Here is a 16728-nt window from a genome sequence, read left to right as displayed (position 1 = left end):
AAAAGCGGCTGCCCGCTCGACGGGACAGCCGCTTTCACATGTCTTCCTAATAATTCTCCGTCAGCGTGTAATTCACCCGCACGACGAGATTGTTCGTCTCCGCGCGCACTTTCCCATACAATGCGTCAAATTCCTCAGGGTGTGCACCTGGATCCTCGAAAGCACCCAGCTCGCCCCACATGCCCTGCATCTGCATCATGAGGTCGTAGAGTTCGATGTCGGTACTGGTCTGCGGGCCGGGGAACAGTGTCATCGGAGAACCGACTTTTGTGAACTCCTCCTGGAAGACGGCGGTGACGGGATGCCCGAGCTTCCCGTATTCAATCACTGTCCCGAGGTCGTTGAGGGGCGGGGCGATCAGCAGCACGAGCTGGATGACGCTCCGTTCCAGGTTGGTCGCTTCCTCCCATGTCCGGTATTCGGAGTCCGGCTTCCCCGCGAATTCATCGGCTCGGTTCTGCAGGAACAGTTGGTAAGCGGCGGGAATCTCCTCGTCCGGCAGCTGGTAGGCTGTACTGTTTTCCGTGTCGATCAGCGCATCCCCGAAGTTGGTGATGTCGGTGATATTGTTGTCGTCACTCGAGATACGGCGGATCGGGTGGTCGTCGAGAGCGAAACGGATGGTGCGCTGCGTCTTCGCGATCTGCTCGAATTCTTCCTCCGTCATCGCTGCACCCAGTTTGCCGTCTTCATCGACAACCGACGGGATCTCAACGGTCCGGGCTCTCGCCAGATCGAAGTCGGTCCCATCCTCGTCCGCCGCCCCGCTGCCTTCCTCTTCTCCTTCTTCCGTCTCTGCAGTCACAGGGACGGCTTGTTCCTTGGACGCCTCATCCGTTTCCTTCTTGTCCGCTGCCGGTTCCGTCTTTTTCGCCGTGCTGCAAGCGGCTAACATGCATACCGTCAGCAGCAGAAGTCCGATCTTTTTCATGGTGTCAGATCTCTCCTCTCCGAGTAGGTTGCTTGTGATACGGCTATCGGCGGGAAGGGTTCCGGAATGCAGAAAAGTTCCGGCTTTCTATCCATTGCAGGGCGAGAGGGCTTAGGGCCTAAAAGGTACTGAAAAAGGATGGGGTGGACAGCGGCTGTACCTGACTCCGCAGCCGGCGGATCCGGCTGCGGAGTCAGGAACGTTTCAGACGTTTCGGGACGAGGACTGCAACCAGGAAGAACAGAGCCGCTGACCCGATCAGATACAGCACGCTGAAAAGCGGATTTAGTGCCGTGTCTCCCAGATGGAACGTGATGCCCAACGCTTCATGGAACTGTTCGGACTTGGCGGCAGGTGCGCCTGCAAATGCATCCGTCAGATAAGGCGCCATCAGCACCTGCCGGAACAGGAGGGCGGCGTGGGAGACGGGGACGAGCTGGATGACCGACTGGAGATACCCCGGCAGGCTGCCGATCGGGATGTAGATGCCGGCGAGGAACCCGATCGTCGTCCCGATGAGGGTGCTTGCGGCCGCGAACGCGTTCGAAGTCCGGAAGAACCGGACGAGCAGCAGGAACAGGGAGCCGGCGGACAGGACGGACAGCGCGATGATGCCGGCCGCCTGGAGAAGCTGGACGGCAGTCAGCAGCGGCTGTCCCGCGGCGAGCAGCATGAAATCCGCAGCGACGAGTGCTGTAAAGGTCATGATCAGTCCGATGGCGAGGGAGCTGAGCAGGTACCCTCCGGTGAGCTCTGACCGTTTCATCGGCGTGACGAGGAAATCGTCGAGTGTCCGTCGCTGCCGGTCTTCGACGTATGTGCCGAATGCGGCAAGTGTCGTCGTGATGCTGGCGACCGCCAGGATTCCGGCGACGACCCACGTCAGCAGGAGACCTTTCCTGCCCGGGAACTCCGGTATGCCGTCCGCAATCAGGTCGCCGAGGAAGAAGACATAGACGGCGATCAGGATCGCGACGGACAGCAGGGAGAAGAAGACGGCGGACCGGTCGCGGAAGTAGAGCAGCATGTTACGCTTCGCAAGTGTCAGCATGCAGATCCTCCTCCTTCCGTTCCTGCACCCGCAGGAACACGTCCTCGAGGCTCGATTTCCTCACTTCGAACGACGTCAGCAGCGGCTCGTATTTTGCGGTGAGCGGGATAGCGTGCAAGGTCGAGTCCAGCTCGATTTCGAACCGGCCGAGGTGCTCGCTGTAGGGAAGCTGATCCCGCGAGAGCGCCGCCCGCAGCGCTTCGGAATCGGCCGTTCTCAAAAACAGCCGGTCCGCGGAGTGGGCGGTGCGGAGCGTTTCAGGCGTGCCGCTTGCGATGATGCGCCCGCTGTTCAGGATGACAGCGTAATCCGAGCGGTCCGCCTCTGCATCAGGATGTCGTTGATCCGCCGTTCATCCGCCTTCGTGGTCAGGTAGATGAGTACGAAGACCGACAGATAGGCGAGCAGGCCGGACAGGACGACAGACGACCAGATCCAGATGTTGAAAGGGAACATATTGAAGAACAGGCCGCCTGCGGTCAGGACGGCGACGACACAGAGGATCTCCAAGACGAAGACAGCGGCCGGCTGCTCCACCGGCAGCTGGTGCGTCAGCCAGATGAGGCATATGATGATGGTTGGGACGAGGAACAGCGTGATGCTCATCGATTCGGTGAGCGGCGGGAACAGGCCGAGCAGACGGAACACGTAGTAGAGCAGGGAACTGAACGTGAACGCGGCGCACGCGGCCCCGATATAGATCAAAGTCCGTTTCATATGAATCCTCCTATCCTAGAAAGTGATTGCGGAACGCTTTGGCGTAATGCCGGTTGACGATCGTCTTCTCGCCGTTCGCAAGCTTCGCTTCGAACCGGCCGTTCAGGAGCGCCCGTACGCTCGTGATCTTGGCGGTGTTGACGATCTGGTTCTTGCTGATGCGCAGGAACGCCGTATGCGCGAGCTGTTCCTTGCGCTCATACAGCTTCCGGCCGCTCTCGTAGACATCTTCCGCCGCTGATTTTTCCTCCTGGATGATTAAGAATGCTGCAGACCGGGAATAGAACACCACCTCTGAAAACCGGCCTTCACCCCGGCCGGTTTTCTCATGGATCTTTTTACATAAGGGAGTGCTGACATCATGAAACCGATCATCGGAATTACATCAGACATCGACGAAAACGGGGAAACGTGGGTCAAGGCGGATTACAGCCGGGCGATCCTGAAAGCGGGGGGACTGCCGGTCGTGCTGCCGGCGGGTCTCGAGGATATCGACGCCATCTGCAGCCGGATCGACGGGCTGCTGCTGACAGGCGGGGAGGACGTCGGCCCGCTCGTCTACGGCGAGGAGCCGGAGGCGAACCTCGGCAAGACGGCGCCGGAACGGGACGATATGGAGCTCGCGCTGGCACGCTGCGCGATCGGGAAGGACATGCCTGTGCTCGGCATATGCCGCGGCCAGCAAGTGCTGAACGTCGCGCTCGGCGGAACGATTCATCAGCACATTTATTCGGATCTTGACGGGCCGCTATTGCAGCATAAGCAGCAGGCGGACCGGAATTATCCGACGCATACGGTGGACGTGAAGGAGGGCAGCCGGCTGGCGGAGTACGCGCAAGGATCTGAACTGCGCGTGAACTCCCTTCATCATCAGGCGGTCCATGACGTCCCCGAGCCGCTGATCGTGACAGCGACTGCGAAGGACGGCATCATCGAAGCGCTCGAAAGCACGGAACACCGCTATGTCATGAGCGTCCAGTGGCACCCGGAAGCGCTGTCGAACCGGGATGACCCCGCCGCACTGCGGCTGTTCGAAGGGTTCATCGAAGCATGTACATCCAAATGAAGACCAAGTAAAAAGGAACGGTCCCCTAATATCGGGGCCGTTCCTTTTTGTCTGTTTCCTTCACCGTACAGGATGCCGTCAGATTGTCTCGTCAACATCCTCTTCGTCTGCACTCTCCTCAGCAAGAGGGGATTCCTCATCCGACACCTTGAAGCGGTCGATCGCCTGGCTCAGCTGTTCGCTCAGCTCCGTCAGCGTTTCGGCCGCTTCGGTGACCGACTGGATGGCGCGGAGCTGTTCTTCCGTCGAAGCGCTCACTTCCTCGCACGCTGCCGCGGTTTCTTGGGACGTCGCCGCCATGAGCTGGATCGTTTCCGCCACGTCGTCCTTATGACGGCCGACGTGCTGGATTTCATCGGAAATGGCGTCGATCGACGACTGCATTTCCGTCATGAGGGCGGACAGTTCGCCGAACGTCGTCTCGGTTTCGCTCACGACCAATCCTTGCTCGCGGAACGTCGCAATCGTCTCTTCCATCTGTTCGGTTACGGTGCGCGATTCGTCCTGCAGCTGGCGGACGGTCGTCTGGACGTCTTCCGTCGCACGCGCGGACTGCTCCGCGAGTTTCCGGACTTCCTCCGCAACGACAGCAAACCCTTTGCCGTGCTCGCCGGCACGCGCCGCTTCGATGCTTGCGTTCAGCGCGAGCAGGTTCGTCTGGGAGGAGATGTCGGTGATCGTTTCCATGACGCCGCCGATCTCCTTGACCTTCTGGCCGAGTCCTGAAATCGCTTCGTTCATCGACTGCAAGTTGCCGGCGGATGACTGGAACGTCTCCTGCAGGTTCGCCATCTGCGCCTGGCCGCTTTCATTCATGGCACCGGTGCGCTCGGCGATATCCGTCATCGACACAGCACGTTCGGTGATGCCGTTGATCTGCCGGCCGAGTTCGTCGGAGCGCTCGGTGACCGTCTCCGCATCCTGTGCCGATTTCGAGGCACCTTCCGCGATTTCATTGACCGCATGCGCCACTCCGGAGCTCGACGCGTTCGTCTCTTCCGCCACCGCACTCAGCGATTCGGAATTGGACCGTACGTTATCAGCGGACTGGCTGACGACAGAGATGATGCTGTTCATGCTGGCGATCATCTCATTGAAGTTGTCGCTCAGCTGTCCGATTTCATCCTTCGTATGGATATCGGAACGGACGGTAAGATCTCCTGCCGCCACCGCATCCATACTGCCGCGCAGGCGGCCGATCGGTTTCAAGAGCTTGGCGATGATGAAGTACAGCGCCGTGCCGACAACAGCGAGAGTGATCAGCGAAATGACGATGATCGAGAATCGCAGTTCCTTCGCCATGCCGAGCAGGTTCTTCTCCTGATAGACGGTGCCGACCTTCCAGCCGAACCGTTCCATCGTCGAGAAGACGGCAATCGATTTATTTCCTTTACTGTCCTTGAATACCGTATCGCCTTCGTTGTACATGAACATGTGATCGACAAATTTCTCGTCCCGCATCGTTTCGCCGTCTTTCTCCGGATAGGAGATTGCGACGCCGTTGTTGTCGATCATGAATGGAAAGCCGTCATTAGGAATGCTCGTCTCATTGAGGGAATCCTTCAAGTAGCTGAGCTGGATATCGACGCCCGTCACACCGACAACGTCGATACCGTTCATGACAGCGCGGGACGCCGTGATGACCGGGTTTCCTGTCGCTTCATCGACGTAGGGAGCGGACCAGTACACCTTACCCGGACCATCCAGTGCCCGCTGGTACCAGTCGCGTCCGGTCGGGTCGAAGCCGGTCAGATCGACATGCGGCGAAATGAGCACCTTCTTGGAAGGAAGTGCGTAATAGACGGAAGAAGCATTCGGATACGCATCCATGAACTCCTGCAGTTTGACTTTCACCTCGTCATCACTGACGCCTTCTTTGCCATCCGTATATTCCTTGACCGTCTTCGCATTCGACAGCAGTTTCAGTCCCATTTCATACTGGTCGAGGAAATTCTCGGACGAGACGGCCATCTGGTCCGAAAGCGGTCCTCCTGCATCGGTGACATTCTCGATCGACCGCTTCTTCACCTGGCCATTCAGCATGTACGCCATCAGCAGCATGCCGAGCATGAACAAGACAACGGCTGCCGCGATGATCTTTGTCTTTAGTGATTTTGCCATGTGCATCCTCCATGTTAGATAGTTATGTATACCTATCTAATGTCGGCTTGAATTGCGTGATGTTTAGCGACAATTCACCGGAAGACGGATTTCTGAGACAACGAACAGGAAAAGGCTCCCGCACACAGCGGGGGCCAGTTGTTCATTATACGGTGAAGCGGTCAATCGCGTGACTCAGTTCCTCGCTCAGCTTCGTGAGCGTCTCAGCTGAATCGGTGACGGACTGGATGGCGCGGAGCTGTTCTTCCGTCGACGCGCTCACTTCCTCGCACGCGGCGGCAGTCTCCTCGGACGTCGCGGCCATCGTCTGGATCGTTTCGGCAACGTCATCCTTATGGCTGGACACCGTCTGGATATCCGCCGAGATCGCATCGATCGACGACTGCATGTCATCCATCAGTGCAGACAGCTCGGCGAACGTCGATTCCGTCTCCTGGACGACGAGCCCCTGGTCGCGGAATGTGGAAATCGTCTCATTCATCTGCTCGGTCACGAGGCGTGATTCGTCCTGCAGCTGCTGGACGGTGTGGCGGACGTCCTCCGTCGCGCTCGCGGACTGTTCTGCAAGTTTTCGGACTTCCTCCGCGACGACGGCGAACCCTTTGCCGTGTTCGCCGGCACGCGCCGCTTCGATGCTCGCGTTCAGTGCAAGCAGGTTCGTCTGTGAGGAGATATCGATGATCGTATCCATGACGCCGCCGATCGCTTTCACTTTTTCCGAAAGGATGGTGATCGCGTCGTTCATCGACTGGAGATTGACGCCTGACGACTGGAATGTCTGGGACAGGTTCGCCATCTGCGTCCGGCCGTTCGCATTCATGATACCGGTGCGCTCGGCGATTTCCGTCATCGACACCGCACGTTCCGTGATGCCGTTGATCTGCCGGCCGAGTTCGTCGGACCGTTCGGACACCCTCTCGGCATCCTCCGCGGAGCGGGCGGCACCTTCCGCGATCTCATTGACCGCATGGGCGACTTCGGAGCTCGAGGCGTTCGTCTCTTCCGCCACGGCGCTCAAGCTCTCGGAGTTCGTCCGCACATTATCCGCGGATTGATTGACGACGGAAATGATGCCGTGCATATTACCGATCATGTCATTGAAGTTGTCGCTCAGCTGGCCGATTTCGTCCTTCGATTGGATATCCGACTGGACGGTCAGATCGCCTGCGGACACCTGATCCATCAGCGAACGAAGACGGCCGATCGGTTTCAGCAGGCGGGTGATGAAGATATACAGCGCAATCGCCACGATCACGAGAACAATGAGCGCGATGACGAGGACAGCGCCCCTCAGTTCATCGGCCATGCCGGTGAGATGGCTCTTTTCATAGACCGTACCGACTTTCCAGCCGAATCCGGGAACCGTGGAATAGGCCCGGACTTTGTTACGTCCTTTTTCGTCCGTGAATTCGATATCACCGCTGTCAGCTTTGTACATATCGGCAACATGGCTTTCATCCATCTGGTTTTTACCGGCGAACGTCGGGTGGACGATCGCGTTGCCTTCCGCGTCATACATGACCGGATAGCCGCCGTATGGAATGTCGAGCTCTGTCAGCAGGTCGCTGAGTGCGCCGAGCTCCAGGTCGAAGCCGAGCACGCCATTCACACGGCCGCCCGATTCAGTGGCGATGGAACCGGTGATCATGTAGTTTCCGGTTGTATCATCCTGATAAGGGGCCGACCACTGCACTGTGCCGGGTTCCGCTACAGCATCTGCATACCAGTCGCGGGTCGTTGGATCGAAATCCGACCAGTCCGCTTCTGGATACGAAAGAGAATATTTCGAAGGTAGCGAGTAATAGATGGACACCGCATCATCATAAACGCCGGCAGCAGTTTTGAGCGCTGCCTGGAGCTCGGCTTCCGTCACGTCTTTGCCATCCGGACCGGTGAACCGAAGGAATGTTTCTGTATTAGCGGTTGCCTTGATACCTTTCGTATATTGATCAATAAAATTGAATACGGTGGACGATGTCTGATCCGCGAGAGTTTCGCTGGAATCGACGACACTCTCGAGCGTAAGCTTTTTCGCGCGGTCGTTGATCATGAAAGCCATGATCAGGAGACCGACGGCAAAGAGGATCAGCGTCAGTGCAATGATTTTAGTTTTAAGGGAGCGGGTCATGTGGTAGTTCCTTTCTGAATATATATTGTTTACTCCGCTTATTTCGGCAGGCGGCCCGGGATGTTGAGCGGGAAATGTGAAAAAGCGGTTAACAACCTTTCCGGCAGGCCGATATAATAGGTAATACATGGGACACTGAGGGGGACGGAAACGATGGTCAGTCAACTAGGGGGCAGTCCGGACGGCAAACCGACAGCCGGCACTGCGGAATTCAGTCCGGCGGGGAAAGTCGCACGGACGGAAGGCATGGGGAGCCAGACGCAGGAACAGCCGAACGAACATCGCGAGCTGACAGCGAAAGAAGCGAAAGACCTGACAGGCAACATGAACAAATTCCTGGAAAGCGTGGACACACAGCTCCGTTTCAAGATGCACGACGAGCTCCACGAATACTATGTGACGATCGTCGACTCCAAAACCGACGAAGTGATACGTGAAATCCCATCCAAGAAACTGATGGACATGCACGCGGAAATGAAGAAATTCCTCGGCCTGCTCATCGACCGAAAAATCTGAAGGAGTGACGCACTATGAGAATCGGCGGACTCGCCAGCGGCATCGACACCGAGTCGATCATCAAAGACCTCATGAAAGCGGAGCGGATCCCGCTCGACAAGATCACGCAGAAGAAACAGTACTTCGAATGGCAGCTGAACGACTACCGTTCCGCAAACCGTGACCTGAAGGACTTCAGCACGAAATTGTTCGACAACATGATCCTCTCAAAAAACTTCAATGCGAAGAATGTAACCGTCTCCGCGCCGGATGATGTCTCGATTCGGGCGAAGGGAAATACGGAGAATTTTTCGGGAACTATTAAAGTAGAGCGCTTGGCAACAAGTGCAACTTTACAAAGCGCTGAAATTGCAGATGATTATAAAGTGCCAAATGGGGGCGCTTCATTAAATGTAACTTTTCCTGTTTCGACTGATGAAAAGCTTAAAACGGTAGAGCTTACTTTTTCTGAAGGCGCTGATATTAACGAAATTGTGAAGAGCATAACAGAAAAGACAGGCGTAAGAGCTTTTTACGATCCAGGTTCTAAGAAAATTGGAATGTCTTCTAAAGAAAGCGGTCTTGGTGAGATAGCACTTTCTGGTTCTTTAGCCGAGTCGTTAAATCTGACAGTTGAAAAAGGCGCAACTTCTAAAGCTGGAGTAGATTCCGAAGTTCTCTATAACGGAATGAAAATAAACCGGTCTTCCAACACCTTCGAACTCGACGGCATGGAAATCACTCTAAAAGCCGCAAGCCAAAAAGACATCACCTTCAACGCAACAACAGACACCGACAAGGTCTTTGACAACATCAAAGGCTTCGTCGATGACTATAACAAAATGATCGAGGATCTGAACAAAAAAATCCGTGAACCAAAATATCGGAACTACCAGCCTTTATCCACCGAACAAAAAGCCGATATGAAAGAAAAAGAGATTGAACTGTGGGAAGAGAAGGCAAAAAGCGGAACACTGCGCAATAACCCGGAACTGTCCAACCTGCTGTCATCGATGCGTTCCGTCTTAAACAAGTCGGTTCAAGTAGGACCAGAGCCTACCGACAAGCTGAGTCTCAGTGAAATCGGCATTAAGACATCCAACAACTATCTCGATCACGGGAAACTCGTCATCGATGAAAAGAAACTGAAAGAAGCAATCTCGAAAAGCCCTGAAGACATTCAAAAATTGTTCGGCCAGGACGATAAAGAGAGTACAGGGACATCTTCCAAGACAGGACTTGCCCGCTTGCTGCGGGACGAAGTCGACAACGTCCAGAAAGTCATCCAGAAGAAAGCCGGGAAGGTCGGCGACACGAACAAAGCGTTCACTCTCGGCCGTACCCTCGATGACATGAACAAACAGATCGACCGGTTCCAGGACAAGCTCCAGATGGTCGAAACCCGCTACTGGAAACAGTTCACCGCCATGGAAAACGCGATTCAGCGTGCCAATATGCAGTCCGCCAACCTGATGAACGCGCTTGGCGGCGGTGCATAAGTGAACCACGCAACACAAAAGGAGAGTCTTTCAAATGGTCATGCATAATCCATACGCAACGTACCAGAACAACACCGTCACCACTTCATCGCCCGGCGAGCTGACACTTATGCTGTACAACGGCTGCCTGAAGTTCATCCAGCAGGCGAAGCAGGCCGTCGTCTCCGGCACTATCGAAGAGAAGAACACGGCGGTCCAGAAGGCGCAGGCCATCATTTCGGAACTGATGATCACCCTGGACGTAAAGGCCTTTCCGGCAGGCAAAGAGATGCTCGTGCTGTATGAGTTCGCGAACAGCCGGCTGATCGACGGCAACATCAAGAACGATATTGCACTGTTCGAGGAAGCATCGGAGATCATCACGGAATTCCGCGATACGTGGAAGCAAGTGATCCAGCTGAACCGTCAGAAGCAATACGGCAACGTGAGCGAGATATGATCCGGCCGGCGCTGACCGAGTGGAAGGCTGCGGCGGATCGGCTTCTGGCGCTCTCCCTGCCGGCAGAGTCGGAACAGCGGGATGAAGTCATTGCGGAAATCGAGACGATCCTTGACCTCCGGGACCGTCTCCTGCCGGATATCCAGCCGCCGTTCTCAGCGGAAGAAGAAGTCTTCGGCCGGGACGTCCTGGCTGCAGAGCCTGCCGTTGCGGCGAAACTGGAACAGTGCATGTCGCTGATCCGCAAAGACCTGTCCGCCTCCCAGACGAAGAAGGACGGGGTGCGCAGCTATGTGAACCCGTACAGCAAAGTCGCGCGGGATGGCACCTTCTATGATACAAAACAATGAACGGCTGCCGGCGATCGGAAACGTTCGCCGGATTTTTTTGTATATTTACTAGGTACATTTGCCGGTGCTGAAAGTTTTATGTCCATTGGATTCAGCATTGCCCTACATAACTTTAGAGGAAGTGGCCTAATGACAATCGAACAAATGAAGTACCAAGACTGGCAGAGCAAAAACAATATCCTGTTCTTCGGATTCCTCGCTGCCGGCGGCCTGGGGCTCATTGCCCAGCTGTTCCTGAAGACCAACCTGAACATCATCCTGTCCGTCGCGATCCCGCTAGCGGCGGCCTGTCTTTATTACACCGCTTTCCGGATCACGAAGAACCGGATCCTTTCCGTCAGTCTGCCATATGTGCTACTCGCAGCGACGTTCGCTGTGGCGGCGGGCGTCATCCTATTTTCCGGTGCGAATCTCGGTTCGCTCGGCATCGTGTTCTTCCTGCTTGTCCTCGGCGGGATCCATGGCCGGCTGGTGATCATGGGAGTGGCGTATGTCCTGAGTCTGATTGCGCTATTGATGAACAACACGTTGTTCACGGAACCTGCCGTCGTGGAGTCAAGCGGGTCCAACCTGATCCTCCTGCATTTCCTGAGCGGCATGGTGCTGCTGCTCGTCGTCCGGCAGAACGCATCGGTCTCGAAACGGATCGAACAGGCGACAGCAGAGAGTGAAGCGAACCACCGGCAGGAAGAAGAGCGGGCTGCGCATCTGCAGGCGGCAGTCGAAACCATCACCCGGAACCTGGATACGCTCAGTTCCTCTTCGAAGACATCACTCGCTGCCCAGAAGGAAATGCTCACAGCTGTCAATGAAGTGAGTGCGGCAGGGCAGCAGCAGGCGGATTATATCGGGGATATCGCCGAGCGGTCCGAACGGAATTTCAACTCGGTGTCAGCGGTCTCGGAAGGGCTGGCACAGCTGGCGCAGGCCGTGTCAGGTGCCGGCACCAGTGCTGCAGAGGGCAGTACAAGGATCTCTGCACTGACGAAAGGGATCGAGGAATTCGCCGTATTCTTCGAAGAGGTCAACCGTACATTCGAGACACTGACCGAGAAAATCTCCGAGACGAATGCCTTCGCCTCTTCCATCAAGGAGATCACAGACCAGACCAACCTGCTGGCCCTGAACGCTTCCATCGAGGCGGCGCGTGCCGGTGAACAGGGCAAAGGCTTTGCCGTCGTAGCCGATGAAATCCGGAAACTGGCCGGACTCACGGATGAGACGTTGGCGAAGATCGACCGCAACCTGACCGAAGTCAATTCGTACAACGAACTGGCCGTGTCCAAACTGGCGGCCGGCAAGCAGCAGATTGCAGAACAGACAGTCAGCGCCAATCACTCCAACACGACGTTCACCGGTCTCCACATGGCGATGGACGGTCTGCAGAGTGAGATGGAAAAATTCAGCCGTTCCTTGGCGGAGATCACAGAGGACACAGGGGTCGTGCGTGAACGGACGCTGGAGTTCGCTTCCGTGATCGAAGAGAATTCAGCGGCCGTCGAAGAACTGGATGCGACATTGACGAATCTGACGGGCGAGCAGGGCGAGATCGATACGTATCTCCAGGAAACCTATAACGAGGCCGTCCGTCTTCGGGACTGATCCAAGCGCCTGTCCGGCATCTGCCGGGCGGGCGTTTCCTTCGTATGGCGTGCCGTCTGCCTGCATACGATAAGCGTCGGCTGCGCTCCATGTTTCGGAACGGGGGCAACCGGCAATAGATAAGGACAGAACTATCGCCGGGGAAGTTGGAATTTTGGGAGCCGTGCTGGCAGGATTTTGGTATACTGGAGTCACCAGCAAAGCGGATGGAGCGTGGTTAGTATGCATTACAAACGCGATGAAGCGTTCAGGTTCCCATTTTCAGAACCGGTACCTGCGGAGTTCAGCCTGTATCTTAAAAAAGGCAGCCAAACCGGCACCGGCACGGGCGACGCGATCCTGCTCGACATCAGTCCCGGCGGCACCAGGATGCGGACATTGTTCGACATCCCGGTGAATCGGGAAGAAGTGGCGATCCGCCTGCGGTTCAATGTTTTTCAGGAGCCGATTTTGACGGACGGCGTCATCGTCTGGAAGGAAGTGACCGGCGAAGACTGGGTATACGGCATCGATTTCGATGAAGACGAATTGACCGCCGCCCGGATCGTGAGCGACCTGAAGCTGCGGCGGCAATCGGAACGGATGTGACGGCCGAAGTTGCCGGGCCGCACAAACCGCCAAAATTCTTTTTTATTTTCCAGTTGAAAAGAAGGGTTTTGCGGAAGGTATGCCGAAGTATAAGGCAGGGTCAAATCAAAGGAGGAGTTTAATATGTTAGACTTCAACATTCGTGGCGAAAACGTCGAGGTGACTCCGGCAATCCGGGAGTATGTCGAGAAAAAAGTGAACAAGCTCGAGCGCTATTTCACTGAAGGGGCGAACGCCACTGCCCACGTGAACCTGAAAGTTTATAACGACAAGCAGACAAAAGTGGAAATCACAATTCCTATGAAAAATTTGACACTCCGTGCAGAAGAACGGCATAACGATCTGTATGCAGCAGTCGATCTGATCGTCGACAAGCTCGAGCGGCAGATCCGTAAATATAAAACACGCGTCAACCGCAAGTTCCGGGAGCGGGAAGGCGTTGCGGCATTCATGCAGCAGTCCGTCGAGAACGAATCGAAGGAGCAGGATGCCGAAGATGAGAACGAATTCAATGTCGTGCGTACGAAGCAGCTTGACTTGAAGCCGATGGACCAGGAAGAGGCCATCCTCCAGATGAACATGCTCGGACACGATTTCTTCATCTTCACGGATGGGGAATCCGACGCGACGAACATCGTCTACAAGCGCCGTGACGGCAAATACGGCCTGATCGAAGCAACTTGATAACTGATAAACCCCAACCGCCCGGCCATGCGCCGGGTGGTTTTCGTATGCCTGCTGGCGAACCTATCAATTCCACAGGCGAAGTGATCAATAACGCCGGCGAACCGCTCAATACCACAGGCGAAGCGATCAATAACAACGGCGAACCGATCAATACCACTGCCGAACCGCTCCATTCCACCAGCGAAGCGATCAAAACCACAGGCAAAGCGATCAAAACCACAGGCAAAGCGATCAATTCCATCGGTGAGCCGCTAAATACCGCCGACCGATCAATACCACGGCCGAACCGCTCCATTACGCTGCCGAAGCGATCAATCCCCCGGCGAACCACTCCATTCGCACCGCTGACCGATCAATACCACAGGCGAACCGCTCCATTCCGCCCGCCTACCGCTCCATTCCTCCGCCGAACCGCACACCCTTCCCAAAAGTCGGAAAGTTCCTTGCATGGCATTTGCGCCCTCTGTTTCACAATGTTAAAATGAAGGGTGAACTTTATGAGGATGTGACCAAATTATGCTAAGCGTATTGAATAAAATGTTTGATCCGAATAAACGTGATTTGAAACGGCTTGAAAAAATTGCAGATCAGACCGAAGCGCTCGCCGGCGATATGGAAAAGCTCTCCGATGAAGAGCTGACAGCCAAAACGGCGGAATTCCAGCAGCGTGTCGCGAACGGGGAGACGCTGGACGACATCCAGCCGGAAGCGTTCGCGGTCGTCCGCGAAGCGGCGCGCCGTGTGCTCGGCCTGTATCCGTTCCGCGTTCAGATCATCGGGGCAGCCGCCCTTCACGAAGGCAACATCGCGGAGATGAAAACCGGGGAAGGGAAGACGCTGACGTCGACACTCGCCGTGTATTTGAATGCCCTCGACGGCAAAGGCGTGCACGTCGTCACGGTCAACGAATACCTCGCCTCCCGGGATGCTCAGGAAATGGGGCAGCTGTACGAGTTCCTCGGCCTCACGGTCGGCCTGAACATGAACAGCCTCGGCAAGGACGAGAAACGGGAAGCCTACGCAGCGGACGTCACGTATACGACGAACAACGAACTCGGCTTCGACTATCTGCGGGACAACATGGTGCTGTACAGCGAGCACAAGGTCCAGCGGCCGCTCCATTATGCCGTCATTGACGAAGTCGACTCCATCCTGATCGACGAAGCGCGGACACCGCTCATCATCTCGGGACAGGCTGCGAAGTCGGCTGAACTGTACCGGCTTGCGAACCAGTTCGTCGCGACGCTGAAAAAAGAGGACGATTACACGTTCGAGGAAACGACCAAAGGGGTTACGCTGACCGAATCGGGAATTGAGAAGGCGGAGAAAGCGTTCGGCATTGACAACCTGTTCGATCTGCAGCACGTCACACTCAACCATACGATCAATCAGTCGCTGAAAGCGCATGTCAGCATGCATATCGACGTAGACTATGTCGTGCAGGAAGGCGAAGTCATCATCGTCGACTCGTTCACCGGCCGTCTCATGAAAGGCCGCCGTTACAGTGATGGACTTCACCAGGCGATCGAAGCGAAGGAAGGCCTCGAAGTCCAGAACGAATCGATGACACTCGCGACGATCACATTCCAGAACTACTTCCGGATGTACGACAAGCTCGCGGGCATGACCGGTACGGCGAAGACGGAGGAAGAGGAATTCCGCAATATCTACAACATGAACGTCGTGGCCATCCCGACGAACCGTCCGATTGCGCGGGATGACCGTGCCGATCTGATCTACGCATCGATGGAAGGGAAGTACAAAGCGGTCGCGGATGATATCAAAGAGCGTCACCAGGAAGGCCAGCCGGTGCTGGTCGGGACGGTTGCGATCGAGACGTCCGAAATCATTTCGAATTTCCTGAAGAAATACGGCGTGCCGCATAATGTCCTCAACGCAAAGAACCACGGGCGTGAAGCGGAAATCATCGAGCAGGCCGGCCAGCCGGGTGCGGTCACGATCGCGACCAACATGGCAGGCCGCGGTACCGACATCAAGCTCGGCGAGGGTGTGGCGGAACTCGGCGGTCTCGCTGTCGTCGGCACCGAGCGCCATGAGTCACGCCGGATCGATAACCAGCTGCGCGGACGTTCCGGCCGTCAGGGAGACGCCGGTGTCACACAGTTCTATCTGTCACTCGAGGACGAATTGATGCGCCGCTTCGGTTCCGAGCAGATGAAAGGCATGATGACCAAACTCGGCATGGACGACGAAACGCCGATCCAGTCGAAGATGGTGTCACGCTCCGTCGAATCCGCACAGAAACGGGTCGAGGGGAATAACTTCGACTCGCGGAAACGTCTCCTGCAGTATGATGACGTGCTTCGCCAGCAGCGGGAAATCATCTACAAGGAACGGAATGATGTACTTGAATCTGAGAACGTCCGTCCGGTCCTGGAGGCGATGATCGACCGTGTCATCGAAAATGCTGTTGCCGTGCACACGGCGGAGGAGAACCAGGATAACTGGAGCCTCAAGGCACTCGTCGATTACTTGGGTGCGAACCTGCTTCCGGAAGACCGCCTGGAGGAATCCGATCTTAAAGGGAAATCCGCCGAGGAATTGACGGAGTTCATCAAACAGGCAGTGCATGCCCGGTATGATGAAAAAGAAGAGGAAATGTCCGCAGAGAAGATGCGTGAGTTCGAGAAGGTCGTCCTTCTCCGCGCGATCGACACGAAGTGGATGGACCATATCGATGCGATGGATCAGCTGCGTCACGGAATCCACCTGCGTGCATACGGCCAGAACGACCCGCTCCGCGAATATCAGTCCGAAGGGTTCAGCATGTTCGAAGAGATGGTCGCATCCATCGAACAGGATGCGGCGAAATACGTCATGAAAGCGGAAATCCGCAACAACCTGGAGCGCGAGGAAGTCGCAAAAGGCCAGGCGGTCAATCCGAAGGAAGACGGCGAAAAGCAAGTGAAGAAACCGGTCCGCCGCCGGGTCAACATCGGCCGGAACGATCCGTGCCCATGCGGCAGCGGCAAGAAATATAAGAACTGCCACGGCAAAGAGTAACACGCCGTGAACTTGAATTTTTGGAGGAAC

Annotated in this window: 17 protein-coding genes; 10 read left to right on the top strand and 7 right to left on the bottom strand. The window is 56.0% G+C overall.

Annotated features, from left to right (window positions below; all coding sequences use genetic code 11):
* Window positions 1–46 precede the first annotated feature (46 nt).
* The 5 genes from BN1190_RS11845 to BN1190_RS11825 form a co-directional block, all read right to left on the bottom strand.
* On the bottom strand, window positions 47–931 hold the full coding sequence (locus tag BN1190_RS11845) for a hypothetical protein (RefSeq protein WP_040287082.1): 885 nt from the start codon (window positions 929–931) through the stop codon (window positions 47–49).
* Window positions 932–1124: 193 nt separating this feature from the next.
* Complete coding sequence (locus tag BN1190_RS11840) at window positions 1125–1982, bottom strand: ABC transporter permease (RefSeq protein WP_040287081.1); 858 nt, start codon at window positions 1980–1982, stop codon at window positions 1125–1127.
* Complete coding sequence (locus BN1190_RS11835) at window positions 1960–2202, bottom strand: hypothetical protein (RefSeq protein ID WP_052461814.1); 243 nt, start codon at window positions 2200–2202, stop codon at window positions 1960–1962. The genes BN1190_RS11840 and BN1190_RS11835 overlap by 23 nt, the downstream gene beginning before the upstream one ends.
* Before the next feature lie 71 nt (window positions 2203–2273).
* Complete coding sequence (locus BN1190_RS11830; RefSeq protein WP_040287080.1) at window positions 2274–2699, bottom strand: hypothetical protein; 426 nt, start codon at window positions 2697–2699, stop codon at window positions 2274–2276.
* Window positions 2700–2709: 10 nt separating this feature from the next.
* A complete protein-coding gene (locus BN1190_RS11825) occupies window positions 2710–2991 on the bottom strand; it encodes a LytTR family DNA-binding domain-containing protein (protein WP_052461813.1) in 282 nt (93 codons plus the stop codon).
* A 69-nt stretch (window positions 2992–3060) separates the two neighbouring features.
* Here BN1190_RS11825 and BN1190_RS11820 point away from each other — a divergent pair, with 69 nt between their 5' ends.
* Window positions 3061–3765: a gamma-glutamyl-gamma-aminobutyrate hydrolase family protein gene (locus BN1190_RS11820; protein WP_040287079.1), complete on the top strand. Its 705-nt coding sequence runs from the start codon at window positions 3061–3063 to the stop codon at window positions 3763–3765.
* A 78-nt stretch (window positions 3766–3843) separates the two neighbouring features.
* On the opposite strand, the gene BN1190_RS11815 is transcribed toward BN1190_RS11820, so the two are convergent.
* Window positions 3844–5886 carry a methyl-accepting chemotaxis protein gene (locus BN1190_RS11815; protein ID WP_052461812.1) on the bottom strand — a complete coding sequence of 681 codons (2043 nt, stop codon included), beginning with the start codon at window positions 5884–5886 and terminating at the stop codon, window positions 3844–3846.
* A 145-nt stretch (window positions 5887–6031) separates the two neighbouring features.
* The gene (locus tag BN1190_RS11810; protein ID WP_040287078.1) at window positions 6032–8014 is read right to left on the bottom strand and encodes a methyl-accepting chemotaxis protein; all 1983 of its coding nucleotides are present in this window, start codon (window positions 8012–8014) and stop codon (window positions 6032–6034) included.
* Between the two features lie 153 nt (window positions 8015–8167).
* On the opposite strand from BN1190_RS11810, the gene flaG reads away from it, so the two are divergent.
* From flaG to secA, 9 genes are all read left to right on the top strand, one after another.
* Window positions 8168–8530, top strand: coding sequence for a flagellar protein FlaG (gene flaG / locus BN1190_RS11805; protein ID WP_052461811.1), 363 nt, complete (start codon window positions 8168–8170; stop codon window positions 8528–8530).
* Between the two features lie 14 nt (window positions 8531–8544).
* Window positions 8545–10008, top strand: a complete 1464-nt coding sequence (locus tag BN1190_RS11800) for a flagellar hook-associated protein 2 (RefSeq protein ID WP_040287077.1) — start codon at window positions 8545–8547, stop codon at window positions 10006–10008.
* A 34-nt stretch (window positions 10009–10042) separates the two neighbouring features.
* Complete coding sequence (fliS, locus tag BN1190_RS11795; protein ID WP_040287076.1) at window positions 10043–10447, top strand: flagellar export chaperone FliS; 405 nt, start codon at window positions 10043–10045, stop codon at window positions 10445–10447.
* Window positions 10444–10797, top strand: coding sequence for a hypothetical protein (locus BN1190_RS11790; protein ID WP_040287075.1), 354 nt, complete (start codon window positions 10444–10446; stop codon window positions 10795–10797). Before fliS ends, BN1190_RS11790 begins: the two co-directional genes overlap by 4 nt.
* Window positions 10798–10926: 129 nt before the next feature.
* On the top strand, window positions 10927–12399 hold the full coding sequence (locus BN1190_RS11785) for a methyl-accepting chemotaxis protein (protein ID WP_052461810.1): 1473 nt from the start codon (window positions 10927–10929) through the stop codon (window positions 12397–12399).
* A 222-nt stretch (window positions 12400–12621) separates the two neighbouring features.
* Entirely contained in the window at window positions 12622–12987 is a 366-nt protein-coding gene (locus tag BN1190_RS11780; protein WP_040287074.1) for a PilZ domain-containing protein, read from the top strand.
* Window positions 12988–13110: 123 nt separating this feature from the next.
* Window positions 13111–13671 (top strand): ribosome hibernation-promoting factor, HPF/YfiA family, encoded by a 561-nt coding sequence (gene hpf / locus BN1190_RS11775; RefSeq protein ID WP_040287073.1) that lies wholly within the window; start codon window positions 13111–13113, stop codon window positions 13669–13671.
* Between the two features lie 47 nt (window positions 13672–13718).
* The gene (locus BN1190_RS14865; protein ID WP_144036094.1) at window positions 13719–14159 is read left to right on the top strand and encodes a hypothetical protein; all 441 of its coding nucleotides are present in this window, start codon (window positions 13719–13721) and stop codon (window positions 14157–14159) included.
* Between the two features lie 31 nt (window positions 14160–14190).
* The gene (gene secA / locus BN1190_RS11770) at window positions 14191–16698 is read left to right on the top strand and encodes a preprotein translocase subunit SecA (protein ID WP_040287072.1); all 2508 of its coding nucleotides are present in this window, start codon (window positions 14191–14193) and stop codon (window positions 16696–16698) included.
* The last annotated feature ends 30 nt before the right edge of the window (window positions 16699–16728 follow it).

The organism is Sporosarcina koreensis (genome assembly GCF_000826145.2).
GTDB lineage: Bacteria > Bacillota > Bacilli > Bacillales_A > Planococcaceae > Sporosarcina > Sporosarcina trichiuri.
This window is presented reverse-complemented; position numbering and strand designations above follow the sequence as displayed.

Bases quoted from the DNA above. Each gene is read 5' to 3' on its own strand.
- BN1190_RS11815 (WP_052461812.1), bottom strand. From the start codon at position 5,886: ATGGCAAAATCACTAAAGACAAAGATCATCGCGGCAGCCGTTGTCTTG.
- secA (WP_040287072.1), top strand. From the start codon at position 14,191: ATGCTAAGCGTATTGAATAAAATGTTTGATCCGAATAAACGTGATTTG.
- BN1190_RS14865 (WP_144036094.1), top strand. From the start codon at position 13,719: ATGCCTGCTGGCGAACCTATCAATTCCACAGGCGAAGTGATCAATAAC.
- BN1190_RS11785 (WP_052461810.1), top strand. From the start codon at position 10,927: ATGACAATCGAACAAATGAAGTACCAAGACTGGCAGAGCAAAAACAAT.
- BN1190_RS11780 (WP_040287074.1), top strand. From the start codon at position 12,622: ATGCATTACAAACGCGATGAAGCGTTCAGGTTCCCATTTTCAGAACCG.
- BN1190_RS11820 (WP_040287079.1), top strand. From the start codon at position 3,061: ATGAAACCGATCATCGGAATTACATCAGACATCGACGAAAACGGGGAA.
- flaG (WP_052461811.1), top strand. From the start codon at position 8,168: ATGGTCAGTCAACTAGGGGGCAGTCCGGACGGCAAACCGACAGCCGGC.
- BN1190_RS11810 (WP_040287078.1), bottom strand. From the start codon at position 8,014: ATGACCCGCTCCCTTAAAACTAAAATCATTGCACTGACGCTGATCCTC.
- BN1190_RS11800 (WP_040287077.1), top strand. From the start codon at position 8,545: ATGAGAATCGGCGGACTCGCCAGCGGCATCGACACCGAGTCGATCATC.
- BN1190_RS11845 (WP_040287082.1), bottom strand. From the start codon at position 931: ATGAAAAAGATCGGACTTCTGCTGCTGACGGTATGCATGTTAGCCGCT.
- BN1190_RS11790 (WP_040287075.1), top strand. From the start codon at position 10,444: ATGATCCGGCCGGCGCTGACCGAGTGGAAGGCTGCGGCGGATCGGCTT.
- hpf (WP_040287073.1), top strand. From the start codon at position 13,111: ATGTTAGACTTCAACATTCGTGGCGAAAACGTCGAGGTGACTCCGGCA.
- fliS (WP_040287076.1), top strand. From the start codon at position 10,043: ATGGTCATGCATAATCCATACGCAACGTACCAGAACAACACCGTCACC.
- BN1190_RS11840 (WP_040287081.1), bottom strand. From the start codon at position 1,982: ATGCTGACACTTGCGAAGCGTAACATGCTGCTCTACTTCCGCGACCGG.
- BN1190_RS11830 (WP_040287080.1), bottom strand. From the start codon at position 2,699: ATGAAACGGACTTTGATCTATATCGGGGCCGCGTGCGCCGCGTTCACG.